The organism is Paenibacillus sp. NPDC058898, assembly GCF_049316025.1.
Classification (GTDB): Bacteria; Bacillota; Bacilli; order Paenibacillales; family Paenibacillaceae; genus Paenibacillus_AQ.
The window spans coordinates 76,822-90,535 of record NZ_JBMOSM010000011.1 but is presented as its reverse complement, the minus strand read 5'-3'; the positions used below and the strand labels follow the sequence as shown (position 1 = coordinate 90,535).

At 48.0% G+C, this 13,714-nt stretch carries 17 protein-coding genes; 14 read left to right on the top strand and 3 right to left on the bottom strand.

Annotated features, from left to right (window positions below; translation table 11 throughout):
• Window positions 1-32 precede the first annotated feature (32 nt).
• The 3 genes from ACOZB4_RS25025 to ACOZB4_RS25015 all read left to right on the top strand — a co-directional run bounded on the left by ACOZB4_RS25025 (window position 33) and on the right by ACOZB4_RS25015 (window position 3,132).
• Window positions 33-845 carry a DUF4097 family beta strand repeat-containing protein gene (locus ACOZB4_RS25025; protein WP_379407280.1) on the top strand — a complete coding sequence of 271 codons (813 nt, stop codon included), beginning with the start codon at window positions 33-35 and terminating at the stop codon, window positions 843-845.
• Between the two features lie 630 nt (window positions 846-1,475).
• Window positions 1,476-2,399 carry an ABC transporter ATP-binding protein gene (locus ACOZB4_RS25020; RefSeq protein WP_379407279.1) on the top strand — a complete coding sequence of 308 codons (924 nt, stop codon included), beginning with the start codon at window positions 1,476-1,478 and terminating at the stop codon, window positions 2,397-2,399.
• Window positions 2,392-3,132 carry an ABC transporter permease gene (locus ACOZB4_RS25015; protein ID WP_379407278.1) on the top strand — a complete coding sequence of 247 codons (741 nt, stop codon included), beginning with the start codon at window positions 2,392-2,394 and terminating at the stop codon, window positions 3,130-3,132. Before ACOZB4_RS25020 ends, ACOZB4_RS25015 begins: the two co-directional genes overlap by 8 nt.
• A gap of 81 nt (window positions 3,133-3,213) precedes the next feature.
• On the opposite strand, the gene ACOZB4_RS25010 is transcribed toward ACOZB4_RS25015, so the two are convergent.
• On the bottom strand, window positions 3,214-3,411 hold the full coding sequence (locus ACOZB4_RS25010) for a hypothetical protein (RefSeq protein ID WP_076324785.1): 198 nt from the start codon (window positions 3,409-3,411) through the stop codon (window positions 3,214-3,216).
• Window positions 3,412-4,135: 724 nt separating this feature from the next.
• Here ACOZB4_RS25010 and ACOZB4_RS25005 point away from each other — a divergent pair.
• The 6 genes from ACOZB4_RS25005 to ACOZB4_RS24980 all read left to right on the top strand — a co-directional run bounded on the left by ACOZB4_RS25005 (window position 4,136) and on the right by ACOZB4_RS24980 (window position 8,370).
• Window positions 4,136-4,720 (top strand): YkoP family protein, encoded by a 585-nt coding sequence (locus ACOZB4_RS25005; protein ID WP_379407276.1) that lies wholly within the window; start codon window positions 4,136-4,138, stop codon window positions 4,718-4,720.
• Window positions 4,717-5,466 carry a polysaccharide deacetylase family protein gene (locus ACOZB4_RS25000; RefSeq protein ID WP_379407275.1) on the top strand — a complete coding sequence of 250 codons (750 nt, stop codon included), beginning with the start codon at window positions 4,717-4,719 and terminating at the stop codon, window positions 5,464-5,466. Before ACOZB4_RS25005 ends, ACOZB4_RS25000 begins: the two co-directional genes overlap by 4 nt.
• Window positions 5,467-5,677: 211 nt before the next feature.
• Window positions 5,678-5,803 (top strand): hypothetical protein, encoded by a 126-nt coding sequence (locus ACOZB4_RS24995; protein WP_379407274.1) that lies wholly within the window; start codon window positions 5,678-5,680, stop codon window positions 5,801-5,803.
• 334 nt (window positions 5,804-6,137) lie between these two features.
• Window positions 6,138-6,734 (top strand): LysE family translocator, encoded by a 597-nt coding sequence (locus ACOZB4_RS24990; RefSeq protein WP_379407272.1) that lies wholly within the window; start codon window positions 6,138-6,140, stop codon window positions 6,732-6,734.
• Window positions 6,735-6,740: 6 nt separating this feature from the next.
• On the top strand, window positions 6,741-7,520 hold the full coding sequence (locus ACOZB4_RS24985; RefSeq protein WP_379407271.1) for an AraC family transcriptional regulator: 780 nt from the start codon (window positions 6,741-6,743) through the stop codon (window positions 7,518-7,520).
• Between the two features lie 118 nt (window positions 7,521-7,638).
• Window positions 7,639-8,370 (top strand): hypothetical protein, encoded by a 732-nt coding sequence (locus ACOZB4_RS24980; RefSeq protein ID WP_379407270.1) that lies wholly within the window; start codon window positions 7,639-7,641, stop codon window positions 8,368-8,370.
• Between the two features lie 193 nt (window positions 8,371-8,563).
• On the opposite strand, the gene ACOZB4_RS24975 is transcribed toward ACOZB4_RS24980, so the two are convergent.
• Both ACOZB4_RS24975 and ACOZB4_RS24970 read right to left on the bottom strand, forming a co-directional pair.
• Entirely contained in the window at window positions 8,564-8,989 is a 426-nt protein-coding gene (locus ACOZB4_RS24975; RefSeq protein ID WP_076324780.1) for an ImmA/IrrE family metallo-endopeptidase, read from the bottom strand.
• Between the two features lie 70 nt (window positions 8,990-9,059).
• Window positions 9,060-9,479 (bottom strand): helix-turn-helix domain-containing protein, encoded by a 420-nt coding sequence (locus ACOZB4_RS24970; RefSeq protein ID WP_379407269.1) that lies wholly within the window; start codon window positions 9,477-9,479, stop codon window positions 9,060-9,062.
• Between the two features lie 298 nt (window positions 9,480-9,777).
• Between ACOZB4_RS24970 and ACOZB4_RS24965 the strand changes: the two genes are divergently transcribed.
• The 5 genes from ACOZB4_RS24965 (at window position 9,778) to ACOZB4_RS24945 (ending at window position 13,689) form a co-directional block, all read left to right on the top strand.
• Entirely contained in the window at window positions 9,778-10,254 is a 477-nt protein-coding gene (locus ACOZB4_RS24965) for an ArpU family phage packaging/lysis transcriptional regulator (protein ID WP_379407268.1), read from the top strand.
• A gap of 411 nt (window positions 10,255-10,665) precedes the next feature.
• Window positions 10,666-11,532, top strand: coding sequence for a hypothetical protein (locus ACOZB4_RS24960; protein ID WP_422759688.1), 867 nt, complete (start codon window positions 10,666-10,668; stop codon window positions 11,530-11,532).
• A 10-nt stretch (window positions 11,533-11,542) separates the two neighbouring features.
• Window positions 11,543-11,752 carry a hypothetical protein gene (locus ACOZB4_RS24955; RefSeq protein WP_379407266.1) on the top strand — a complete coding sequence of 70 codons (210 nt, stop codon included), beginning with the start codon at window positions 11,543-11,545 and terminating at the stop codon, window positions 11,750-11,752.
• A gap of 2 nt (window positions 11,753-11,754) precedes the next feature.
• Complete coding sequence (locus ACOZB4_RS24950; protein ID WP_379407265.1) at window positions 11,755-13,221, top strand: phage tail sheath family protein; 1,467 nt, start codon at window positions 11,755-11,757, stop codon at window positions 13,219-13,221.
• A gap of 60 nt (window positions 13,222-13,281) precedes the next feature.
• Window positions 13,282-13,689, top strand: coding sequence for a phage tail tube protein (locus ACOZB4_RS24945; RefSeq protein ID WP_098748814.1), 408 nt, complete (start codon window positions 13,282-13,284; stop codon window positions 13,687-13,689).
• The last annotated feature ends 25 nt before the right edge of the window (window positions 13,690-13,714 follow it).

The window sequence follows — 13,714 nt, the reverse complement described above, 5'->3', positions numbered from 1 at the left end:
ACATCTAATACAGAAGAAAGGAAGATAAATGTTTGAACAACAATATGAGCTTAGCTATGATTCTCCTGGCCGCTGCCAGTATCGGACTCGCCGGATGTACGAAAGAATCTTCCGCCACTAGTATACCAAGTTCGTCCCAGCAAAACTATTCTATATCGACAAACACAATTGTAAATTCAGAAACATCGGACATTAGAAATGTCTCGAATGCAGTAAAAGGGGATATTTCTCAAATAGATGTAAATAACATTCATTCCCTAAAAATCAAGAGTAACGCTGCTGCAGTTACAGTCATAGGTGACAAACAAATCAAGCAAGCAGAATGGGAACTATCCAAGCGCAATTCAAAAGGAAAGGATGCCAACGTGACTACGTCGATCAAAGATGGAACATTACTGATTATACTTAAAAATAAACAAAAGATCATAAATACGGGGCCATTGCCATCTTTAACGATTCGTCTTCCGTATAAAGAATTCAAATCCCTTGAGATAGATACTAAATATGGCAACATATCCGTTGAGTCAGAATTGTCGCTCCAACACTTAAATGTGAGCAGCAGTGCCGGCGACATTACTGTAACGGATGTAATTGGTATGGAAAGCAGTAACATATCTACTAAAGTTGGTGACGTCAAATTCGCTCTACCTGATCAACCATCACCTCTATATGTAAATCTATCAACAAAAATAGGAACTATCTATAATCAGGTTGCTCTTGAAAAAACAACAAATACCACAAAGGTTGTTTCCAAAGAACTCCATGGATATGTTGGTAAGGCTCAATCCGAAAGTGCAACGCTCAACATTTCCACACAGGTGGGCGAAATTTTGTTCAAAAATTAAGTGTCATCATCGTACCAGGCTTGCCATAATCATGGTCAGGCCTGGTATTTATTTGCAAGCATTTTTAGTGAGGTTGATGAAGTTAGGTCACAACATAAATTTGGGTTTCCTTTGCAGTTACAGACGTTGTCGGAATTGGTGCGTCTTTAGCGAATTTTTCGGTTTTACCGGTACAACAGGTAGGAGCTGCAGCTACAAGCTAAGATAACTACGCTTCCGAACATGCACTCCAAACTTTAATGAGCTTTTATAAACCAGCGTTGAAAGGGCAATTTCCGGGAGCAGTAAGTGACCTGACAGTTGGAAAAAGCACCAGAAAAGATGTCTTTAAAGCCATCGGCGATCCCAGAAAAAACGTAATCGGTTATGACGACTACAACGCAAACATGGGAAGACCTGGTTATGCGACACCTATCAATCCGATAAAATTCGCGAGATTCGAATAGCAGCACCAATTTGGACCATATTAATCTGACTGGTTGTGAGTGAACCGGTCTTTTTTTATTCCATGTGATATGATTGTTTCGAGTCACTTTCTACACTTAAGAGATTCGTAAGAATTGCGCAAGAAATATGGAAATGTTGGCGGTTATACTATGATCAAGAGATAAGTGAGAGGGGCAAATATAAATGAGTTATGTCATCAGTACCCGCCATGTCAGCAAAACCTATAAAGGCAAAGATGTTGTCTCTGACGTCAGTATGAATATCAAGCAGGGGCAGATTTACGGACTGCTCGGTCCAAACGGAGCCGGTAAAACAACGCTAATGAAAATGATGCTGAATCTGGTCAAACCAACCAGCGGTGAAATTGAAATATTCGGAGAGAAGCTTACGCCTTCATCGGTTGAAATGTTTAAACGCATTGGCAGCATCATCGAGTATCCGATTTTTTACGAAAAAATGACGGCGATTGAAAATCTGGAGATGCATGCGGAATATATGGGCTATTATAACAAACATGCAATTAAAGAAGCGCTTGAGATGGTTAATCTAACTTCCATCCAGGGCAAATCGGTATCCGAATTTTCGCTTGGCATGAAGCAGCGCCTGGGTATGGCCCGCGCCATTATAACCAAACCCGAGCTGCTCATTCTGGATGAACCAATCAATGGACTTGATCCGGTCGGGATTAAGGATTTTAGAAGTTTGCTGAGCATGTTGAGCAAGGAGTACCGGATGACGCTGTTGGTCTCCAGCCATTTGCTGGGTGAGATCGAACAAGTTGCAGATACAATTGGCATTCTTCAGGGCGGCAAATTTATCCGCGAAGTGTCTATGGATGAGATGCGCAGCGAAAACACAGATTATATCGAAATTGTGACCCCACAATGCAAACAAGCTGTATTTGTACTGGAAAATCAGCTGAAAGTCAGCAATTTCAAAATCGTCGGTGATTCAGCCATACGCATTTACGAGTCCAAATTTACGCAGCAGGAATTGACCAAGGCGCTGGTACTGAATGATGTGGCGATTGAATCGATAAACCATAAGCATACTTCGCTCGAGGAGTATTTTATGCATCAGATTAGCGGAGGTGAGCAGTATGCTTAAGCTGATCCGTATGGAGATGAAAAAGCAGAAGTTAGCCTGGTTTTATAGAGGGGCGGTTATTGCAACGATCCTATGCGCCGGTTTCATGTTTCTTTTAGCCTACACGGAGGGGGGCGGAGATCCTGCATTCGAGAGTTTCGCCGATATAGCCTACACGGAGGGGGGCGGAGGTCCTGCATTCGGGAGTTTCGCCGATGCGTTATCGATAGCGGGGCTACTTTGCCGTGCGGTATTTATCGTGTTTGCTTCAGTCTTGCTAAGCAGATTTATTATTGAGGAATACAAAAATAAAACGATCAGCTTATTGTTTACGTACCCGGTCGAGCGTAAAAAACTGATCATGGCGAAAATGCTGCTGGCTCTGGCTCTTACGTTTGGAGCGATGCTCATCTCGACTTTTATTATCTGTATATCCATTCTGGCTCTGAACAGCCATTTTCAGTTTATTCCGGGAAAACTGGAGGCCGGCGTACTACTGCATACGGGGATCCAATTGTTGATCCAAACATTGTCAGCAGCGTGCCTCAGCCTCATTCCTTTATTCTTCGGGATGCGAAAAAAATCCGTACCGGCAACGATCGTATCCTCGATCATTATCGTGGTCTTAGTCAGCAACAACACCCAGGGCCTTTCGCTTAGCACAAATATAACGATACCGTTGATCTTGGGAGTTATCGGTCTCCTGATTGCTTATCTCTCGTTCCGTAACGTAGATAAGACGGACGTAGCTTAACTAGAAAAGCACTCTTCTTAACGGCAGCTTCGCCTGAAAGAAGGGTGCTTTTTTACGGAGATACCTACATGAATTTGGTGTTCATCTCCGGGGAATTCGGCCCGGCTTAGCTCCGGCAATTTTGCAGTGCATATCCATCTCGGATAAAAAAGCGATAATGTCATCGAGCAGCACATCTTTAAACATGCGGTCATGAGTGAATGAAATACCGGCTTCATAGAGGGCGATTTTGGTTTTGGCTTTTTTTAATTCCCCCAAGGGGATATCGCGGATGTTCATAAAAGATATGCTCTATTCGTTAATTTATGTTAATAAATTAATTCGAGTTAACTTATTTTGTCAACGAGCTCGATCGTGACGAAATCATCAATCTGCCTTCCTTTTATCAAAACATGCAAAAGTGCATTTATTTCCAGCGTTTTATGGGCAAAAGGAAAGATTTATTGCAATTGTGCATCCTTTCCCCGTTTATTTGTTGTTTGGAGCTCATAGGGTCGAAAAAGCTTGCACAGAGCGCGATTTAGTCCGGGGAAAAGTGCACTTTTGCATCAATATTCCAATAACATCTTTTTTTGTAGAGAGGTAGGAGGGGCAATCACTAAATCGGAGCACTGGTACTGCCACCACGCAAAGCCCGCTGGTACTGCCACCGCGTAAAACGGACCGCTGGACTATCATTAGGTAAAGATCAAACACGCGCTGATAGGCGTAACATTACTCTTTTCGATCACTCGATGTCTCTTGTTTTTGGTAATTCCAGCCCGGATTATCGGCACCATCTATTCCGCCGTACAAAGTGCGAATATCCCCAGTATTAAGACTTAAGAAAACATTAAGAAACAAGAAAGGGAAAAGATAGAATCATTTTTTAAAATAATGGCATGGGTTTCCGGTTATCCGCCGTCTAACTAAACAAATGCCTTTCCTGCAGGGAATAAAGGCGAGGTCTAACTCCAGAAGACCGATTCAAAAATGAAAAAGAAAGATGTGACCAATAATGAACATGTTAGCTACCATTACGAAGGCAAGCGCTCAGTCGGTATGGATGGCTTGGGAAGCGGTTTTTGATCAAATCACGAAACTGCGCAGCGCCGGAATAAAAAGATACGGGATTTGCAAGCTGGTCATCCGCCGGCATCATGGAAAAAACCTGAAGTGCCAGGACGGAGAGTGGATTTATTCGGGGGATTGGGTAGGTGAACTCCATTTGGACAACCGGCAGGTATTGGAGCTTTCCAGAGAGCTGGGGGCTGACCGGGCCGCGCTTTTGACCGCAAGAATGCTGCGGAGATCGATCAAGCAAATTAGCGAGGCAATGGAGACGGAACCGGAGCTTGCGCAGGTCAAAGCTTTGACTGGAATAACGCTGCTGCACCGCGGTATTATTCACGGGCTCGGTTTTGAGCTGCATCCGCTGGAATCCAAGGGGTTTCGCGTGTTCTCTACTTATTATTTGCGGCTTTTACTCAAGGTGCTGCATCCGGTGGGCCGGGAACGCATGAAGAAAAATGCTCCCAAGCTTGTGCCCAAAATGCTGATGTTGACCAGAAAATCATTGCTTTTGCGTTATTCTAAGGAAACGGCATGAGTATGGTGATGCTGAATCTGCTGCTGATGTTTGTCTTTATCTATATGATCATTCCATATGTGATCACACGGATCTGGGGATTTGGGGTAACCCTGCGCGGCCGGCGTGGACGGCAGATCGCTTTTACCTTTGATGATGGCCCAGACCCGCTGCATACCCCTAAACTGCTGGATCTTCTCAAGAAAAAAAGGATCAAGGCGACCTTTTTTGTACTGGGCAGCAAAGCGGAGCGATACCCGGAGCTTATGAAACGCATCCACATGGAAGGGCATCAAATCGGGATTCACAACTATTCCCATCTTCCCAATTGGCTAATGAGTCCGCGCCATATACGGAACAAGCATGTACACAAGTCTGCCGATATCATCGAACGAATCACGGGCGAGCGCCCGACATTTTACCGTCCTCCATGGGGAATTTTGAATTTAGGCGATTTATTTGCTTTGCGAAAATACCGGATCGTGCTGTGGTCGATCATGGGATGGGATTGGGGCAAGGGGAGCAAGAACAAACCGCTCAAAGAACGGATCTTGGATCAGCTTGAGCCAGGCTCGATTATTCTGCTGCATGACAGCGGAGATACTTGGGGAGCGGAGCCTGATGCGCCGAGCCGAATGATCGCAAGCCTTGAGGAAGTGATTGACACGGTCCATATTAAGGGGTATGAATGCGTGCGCGCCGATGAACTGCTGCATAAGCCGCATGATTCGCGCAGCGAACTTTCAAAAGGCTTCCGGGTTGGATGATGCGTGTAATATTAACAAAGAATGATCATGGCCCCAGATACTTTTAATAAAGCCGTGTTCGAACATAAAGGTACAGCCTTATGGATTTTGAGGTTGTGCTTTTTTATTTTGCCTGTTTACAAATGGAAAAGTGTGGATTAAATCGATCTATAAAATTAGAATAAATAAATTATATAGAATGAACTATAAATTAGATCAGGGAGATATATGAATGAAAAACGAGATTTCCGTGGAGCAGGCCAAACTACTGGGCAGCGCCCAGAGAATTAAAATTATTGGAGCACTGGATCGGAGCTCTTTTGTTTACCCAACTGAGAATCAAAATACCAATCAGTAATTCTTATAACAACGTTATTTCAATATTGGATGACGAGACGAATCGATCGAAAACACGCCGGGATCATTTGATATATCGGATATGAAAGAAAGACAGTATTCTCGATCCTGCTGATCATCGCGGGGGTCGTTCTGCTTAATCTATCCGGCAGCGCACATGCGCAGGAACAACCAAAGACGCACCAGTCCGGTCACTATTGGCGATAGAATGAACCGGAATCTGCGGAAGAGTCGTACTCGTTTCGGCTCTTGTTCCGCTGCAATAATGTACTATGCCCCGCTTCGCTTCCGGCTCTATAATGGCAAAGGAAATTCCTTTGTTAGGAGCTATCATCATGAATCTATCTTCGTTTTTTATTTACTGTTTTATCGTGGCATTCTCGCCGGGGCCATCCAATATCGTCATATTGTCTTCAGTCCAAAATTCCGGCATGAAGAAGACCTTGCGCTACATCGCCGGTGCCTCCATCGCTTTTTTCTTATTAATCGCCGCTTCTGTGGTATTAGGCCAGCTGCTGTCTACCGGCATGCCGATCATACTGCCGATCCTGCGGATCGTCGGCTGTCTGTTCATGCTGTATCTCACGTATCAAGTATATACCATGGACGTATCCCGGTCCGGCACTAATCAAACGGCGTCTTTCACGTCCGGCTTTCTGATGCAGTTTCTCAATCCGAAGGTGGTATTGTTCACGCTGACGGTCATTCCCAGCTACGTCATGCCGTATTATACGGCAGGCCCTGTCATCTCGGTGTTTGTTGTCGCGGTATCGTTTATCGGGCTATCCGCGTATATGACCTGGGCCGTGTGCGGTAGCCTCTTTCAAGGAATTATGCAAAAATATCGGAGAACGACCAACACAATCCTGGCTTTGTTTCTGCTGTACTCGGCAATCGTCGTATCCGGCATACCGGAGCTCATAAAGGGGTGATGGAAGATGGAGCAGTTTATTTATAAAAAAGCGGTGGGCATTACGGCGCTGTCCGCGAGCCTGACGGATTTTAAATATAAAAAGCATTATCACGAGGAGTATGCCCTCGGCGTCACGCTGCGCGGCATTCAGAAGTACTCGCTGGACGGCAGTCAGCAGGCTTCTTACCAAAGCGGGGTTATGCTGTTCCATCCAGAGCAGAAACATGATGGCTGGTCCCAGGAACGAACGGGCATCGATTATGTGATGATATACATTCATCCAGAGTTATTCCTGGAATTGATTCAGAAAAAGGATATCGTCCGGTTCCAATCCCCGATTGTCTATCATGCCGGGCTGCGGAAGAGCATCCTGGATGTGACGAGGTCCATCTTCACCGGTGAGCCGGAGGCTAGAAGCAGCGAGCTGCTTCTGGGTTTGGCGGGGCATTTTAATGAGGATATTCTGAATCCTGATAGCCGGAAGGACAGTATGTTTACGCGGAAGGCGAAAAATATGATGCAGGATCATCTGGAGCATGTTCTCCGTTTGGACGAATTAAGCGGGGAGTTCGGGATGTCGAAGTATCAGTTCATCCGTACCTTTAAAGCGAATACGGGTCTGTCTCCGTATCAGTATTATCTGAATTGCAAAGTGGAGCACGCCAAGCAGTTGATCGAGGAAAGCCGGGATGTATATCAGGCCGTTACCCAGTGCGGCTTCACGGATCTTGCCCATTTGAATCGACATTTCAAGACTGTGTACGGCACGACGGCGTTTGATTATATGTCCCATCTGGATAAGTAAAAGCGGGCTGCAGGGCAGATATACCATTCGGATTTTGATATATGGCTCAGGGATGTTAATCTGTATTTGGATTAATTGAAATTACGCAGGCTTTAGCCGGATGGAAGGAATCATTCGAATGGAATATATCTATGAATCAGCCCAGCGCAGCTACGAGGATTTTGCCAGCGGCCGGGTTCTGTATAATGCGCAGGGAACAACTTCGTTTCCTGTCAGACTGGCCAGCGAGATTGCCCAGCGGTGCTTTCATCTATTGGAGAAAAAAGGGGTACAGGGGCCGTACACCTTGTTCGATCCCTGCTGCGGCGGGGCGTATCTGTTAACGGTGGTTGGGCTGCTGCACGGGCAGCGCATTCATCGCGTGATCGGCTCCGACATTAACGCGGAGGTGCTCGGAATAGCCGGGAAGAACCTGTCGCTGCTCCGTGAAGAGGGGCTGGAACAACGCACGGAACAATTGAAAGAATTGTTGGCGCTCTATCATAAGCCGTCCCACCAGGATGCGCTGAAAAGCGCTGGCCGATTGAAGGAGCTGCTAAGGTCGTCGTGCTTGGAAGAGACGGTTTGTTTTCAAGCCGACATAACTCAACCGAAGGAGAACCTGGCATCCTGCAAGGGAATCCATATCGTCATGACCGATCTCCCTTATGGCGACCTGGTTAGCTGGGGGGGCGGAAGCGATGAGCCAGTGGGGGATTTCTTTAACGGCATTCATTCCCTCCTGGATCCTGCCCGTTCCGTGGTTGCCGTCATATCCGACAAAGGGCAAACATTAAAACATGACCGGTTTCAAAGAATTCAGCAACTGAAGGTGGGCAAACGACAGGTAGCCATCTTTGAACCGCTTTGAACGGAGGGTAGTGGACCGAACAATAGAACAGCCGTCTGCCCCTGCTGCTAACCTCTTGGATGAACTCTTCTCTAAAAGAGGATTGCATAGAAACCCGCTTTTGACGTCATGTCAAGAGCGGGTTGTTTTTTTGCTCGAAGGAGGGAGCTAGCCATCTGGAATCCTTTACTACAAATCAGGAACATATGTTCGTTTAAAATCTAAAAAAATATAGCATTTCTTGTGGAATGCCAGCTCGTAGATAGAACTCGTGTAAGGACTCACCCGGTCCGGGAGCCAGACCCGCCGTCAATAGGGCAATGGCAAAGCGGTTCGCTTGCCGCTCCAATTTACCCGGACTGAAATAGGAATGCTCCTCCAGAAAAAAGCGGCTGATTCCCTTATGGAGACGGTCATGCCCGAGCTCATGCGCGCATACGAAGCGCTGCCATGGCGGTGGCAGCTGATTGTGGATGACGATGAATCTCCGCCTTAGCTTACGAAAATACAGCCCTTTGGTCGTTTGGCCTAAATCGGCAAATCGAATATGTATGCCCAAGGAAGTCGCAATTTCAAAAGGGCAGTTGGTATGATGTTTTTTGATCAGCTGACGGATTAAGGGTTGTAAATGATCATCCATGCCGGTTCACCTGCAATATTGGTTTTGGTTGAATCGTTGTAATCGGTATGTAGCTCCTTATCATATAGAATTATTTCTTGCGTTTGTTCATTTGCTTGGCTTCCCAGAACAGTCCGGTCAAGACATCCTTGATGCGCTGCTTGTCCTCCTCGTTTAGAGGGACGCCGTCAAACATGAGCTCACCGTCATCCTCAAGCATTTTCTTGAAATCCCGTTTATCCCTGGAGGTTGCCCAAGCGGGAGCCGAGATGTCTTCATGCTTGGCAGCATCCTGCTGCAGATAACCTGCTTTATTCATCAGCTCTTCATAGGTAATCTCGAGTGCCTCTGCCATTTTGCGAAGCGTTTGCGGCTTGGGTATGCCCCGCAGCCCATTCTCGATCCGGGAGATTTGTGATCCGCTGATGTCGGCAGCCTGGGCCAGCTGATTGATGCTCCAGCCTTTATTCTCCCTCATCTCTTTCAAGTATGATCCAAATATGTGATCCACGTTCCGGCCACTCCTCACCATAGTCCATCTAAAACATCTACATATAGTATAAACATATCCCTTTCCTTTGCCAACAGGTAAAATAAAAGAGAGAATTATTGCCAAAAGGCAAGAATAAGAAAGGTATGATCCATATTCCCATGAATAGTTCGCCTATTTGATGGTTTACGCAGGTCTCCAAATAGTGGTATATTAATGAAAAATACGAACAATATACGAACACTTGAGATGAGACAACCTTCTGCCAAATGGCAAAGCAAACCTCGACAACGACAATCCAAAGGGGAGTGTTTTTCGAATGAATCCATTTTTACCGGAATTGGATCGCAGAAAGACCCAAAATGCTGTTGAAGCGATATTTGAGAAATATCGTATCTATAAAACCATTACATTTGAAGTCAGGGAGACGAGCGTGACCGCATCCTACACGGAACGATTTCACGGACCGACCAACGTTACCTCGGATCAAACGGCAGCGGTTGCCATATATAATGTAGATATGCCTGCAGCCAGGAAGCAGTATTGCGAGATCATCGAGTCGATCGTGGAACGGCTTGGCGACCGGGAACAAACTCTCATTCGGGAACGGTATATGAAACAAGACGACGTATTTGATTACAAGGTGTACAACCATATCCTTGAACCGCCGGTCAGCAAAGATACGTATACCAAGATCCGCACCCGAGCCTTCTATAAACTGGCACTGGCTTTAGCAGACAGAGGGCTGCTGAAGCTGCAGGAGTTGGAGAAAGTCGCAAAGAGCAAAATGAGCTGATAAGCGCCGAGCGTGAATAATCAAAACGAGCCAAAACCGGAGGACCTCAGAATGGAGGCCCTCCGGTTTTTTTCTGTTTCAAGTCGAGGGCGACGTTGCCTGAGATAGATACCAAGAGGACTTATAAAATACGAACGTGAGTTCGTACTATTTTCCGCCGACATTCCACTTAAAGTTCCGCATTATCCGTCCTATAAGACGTCAGCGCATCCGATTTAGGGGTGTAAGATTGTATTATCGGAAATGAAGTTAAACAGAGCATACCGAACACACACAGTGTAGATGTGAGCCGGCCTTAAGAAGGACCGGTTTTTTGCTGCGGCTTTAGGCTTTGATTTCTTTATTTCCGATCCCTATATGAATTAGAAAGGAGGGGGCCGTGTTGCACAAGCATATGACCGTCGCAAGAAGTTGGCTAACCCATCGGCTATCTGTGGAATGAGAGGGGCGATTAAGCAGGCCGTTCTAGATATCGTTCCGGAGCTTGAAGACCAAATATATGACGTACATCCGCCGGATGGGGTAAGCGAGCCTTTTTATGGCGTCATTGCGCTGGGAGAGGACGTTTGGAAATCCTCATGGGCAGGGTACCGGCAGGTGGTGCGATTGAAGCTGTATGCGGATCGTTCCGAATTGCTTCAGTTGGATCGCTGGGCGGAACTTCTAATCCCGGGACTTCATCGCAAGCGGGTTATCGGAGCTGATGGGAGAGCATTCAAGCTTCATTATTTGGGTGTGTCGGAAGCTGACAAGTTCGATTCTGTTTCAGGCAAAATGATCCGGATCATGCGATTCGGCGTCTATGTGCCCCAGGCATCCGGAGCCGGTTCCACCGGACAACCCGACGAGTGGCTGCATACGCTGACGGTCTGGACAGAAGATGTGCTGGGCGATCCTTGGCGCATCTATCATACGGCATGGCCGGCGGGACGGGAAGATCACGCCGTACTATGGCGGATGACGGGCTGCGAGACCAAGATGGCGGGCGCTTCGATGTTCGAGGTTCGCAAAACCTTTACCGGGCATATTGCCGCTCTTGATTCTGCGGACGAGCAGCTCACGGCTGCAAGGCTGGTGGAGGAGCTTGGCACCCAGGTCCAACTGATGCTGGATTCGCAGAATCGCCGCTATTTATCCGTTGCGGAGATTTCCTCCGATATGCAGGCCGATCCCATTCTGGACGGGCAGCTGAAGCTAACCTTAACGCAGCGGAAGATGCGTTCACCGGAGGAAGCCGCCTTGATCAGGCGCATTAATGTTCATCCAATTTTAAAGTGAGGTGGTCACAATGGCTGTGAAAAAAACACTCAAGGCAGAATCTCGAAGTTTCAGCGCTCCACGGTATGCGCTAGATGAACTCGAAGCACACGCCAAGGAACTGTTCGAGGTTCGGGCGGAAGTTCTCGCAGGTGCCATGTATGGGACAGACGGAGAGCTGTTCACGGTAACCGAAGTCAAAGAAAGAATCCAACAATTTATGAAAGCGAAGGTGGTCTAATCATGGCAGGTGGAACATGGGAAAGCACAAATAAACCGGTACTTCCGGGTTTGTATATGAATTTCAAGGCGGCAGCCGCGTCGGCTATTCAGGGGGGATCCCGCGGTACGGTCGTCGTGCCGGTTAAAGCCAATTGGGGACCGGTGCGCGAGTTCGTGGAGATCGGCAGCGAGTTCGCGATTTCCGAGTTGTATTCTGCGGATAGCCAGGATGGGGCTACGGCTTACGAAACGCTCTATCTGGCTTTGCTTGGCGGGCCGAAGAAGCTGCTGGCTTATCGCCTGGCAGATAGCACGGCGGCAGCGGCTAGCGTAACGCTGCAAAATGCGGAAGCCACGCCTTCCGACGTGCTGAAGCTGCAGGCGAAATATCCGGGCAGTCGAGGCAACGGCTTCTCCGTAACCGTGCAGCCGTCGCTGATCGACCCGGCAGCGCGTGAGCTTCGCCTCTATGAAGGCGCCAAGCTGCTTGGCACTTATACAAGCCTGGACGGGACAGCAGCGTCGATTGCGGCGCAGATCAATGAAGACGATGAGAATCTGTGGGTAACGGCTACCGCACTGGAGGCGGCCGGCATTCCTGCTGATGTGAACGGAGCTGCTCTGTCCGGAGGCAAAAGCGGCAACGGCGGCCTGACGAATGCAGATTATATCGAGATGCAGGATGCAGTTGAAGGCCAGGAATTCAACGTACTTGCCCTGGATTATGCTGCGGACATGGCTCTGCTGCAGAGCTTTGCGGCCTGGGTGAAGCGTCTTCGTCAAGAAGGGCGCGGCGTGATGGCCGTATTCGGCGGCAGCGCTGCGGACGATACCTCCAAGGATGCAGCCAAACTGGCGGCTACCCGCTCGCTTGCATTGAACCATGAAGGGATTATCAATGTAGGTACGGGCGTGCGTCTGTCCGGCGTGAACTATAGCTCTGCCCAGACGGCTGCTTATGTGGCCGGGCTTATTGCCGGTCAACGCCTGAACCAATCCGCTACATACGCGGTAACGCCATTCGAAGATGTGACCCGTCGCTGGACCCGATCCGAGCAGGAGCAGGCTGTACGCAATGGCGTGTTCGTGCTGTTCTACGACGGACGTCAGGTGAAGGCGCTGCGCGGCATCAATACGTTGGTGAATCCGGCGGAAGGCCAAAACAATGCCTGGAAAAAAATCCGTTCCATCCGCGTGATGGATGCGATTCATGCGGATTTGCAGCTGGCCGCGGAACAGACCTACATCGGCAAGGTGAACAACACGGAGGAAGGCCGTCTGGCGCTGATCGGCGCCGTGAAGGAATACCTCGCTTCGTTGTCGCTGAGCAATGTCATCGAGCCGGACGGTTATGACGTCATTCTCGATCCGGCCTACTACGGCGATTCCGCCGTGAACACGCCGGAGCCGGATCAGGTCTTCCTGCAGTGGAACGTGAAGCTGACCGATGTAATGGAGCAGCTGTTCGGTACATTTTACGTGCAATAACTAGAACGAAGGTCAACATTTTTCTTATAAAAACTTAAAGAAATCGAGGAGGAACTTAACATGTTGGATGCTTCAAGAGTCATTATGGGGACATACGGCCAGGCGTATATTGACGGGGTATGGCAGACGCATATTAACAAGCTGGAAGCCAGCGTGGAATTGGAGAAGCGCGAGCTGAAGCTGGTCGGCAATGACTGGACGGTGCACAAAAACGGCAGCAAAAAAGGAACCGGCACGATGAGTGGTTACAAGGTCACTTCCGATATGATTGCCCGTGGCTTCACAAAGTTCGATATCATCTCCAAGCTGGATGATCCCGAGTCCTACGGTCATGAGCGTGTTCGCCTAATCCGCTGCATGCCGGACAAAATCCAGCTGGCTAACTGGACAGCCGGTGAAGAAGTGCAGGAGGAAACTTCTTTTACCTTTGAGGGGTACGAACTGTTGGACCCGATTCAGGGGGATTAAGAGGTTTCTGCTTAAGCGGTGCTTG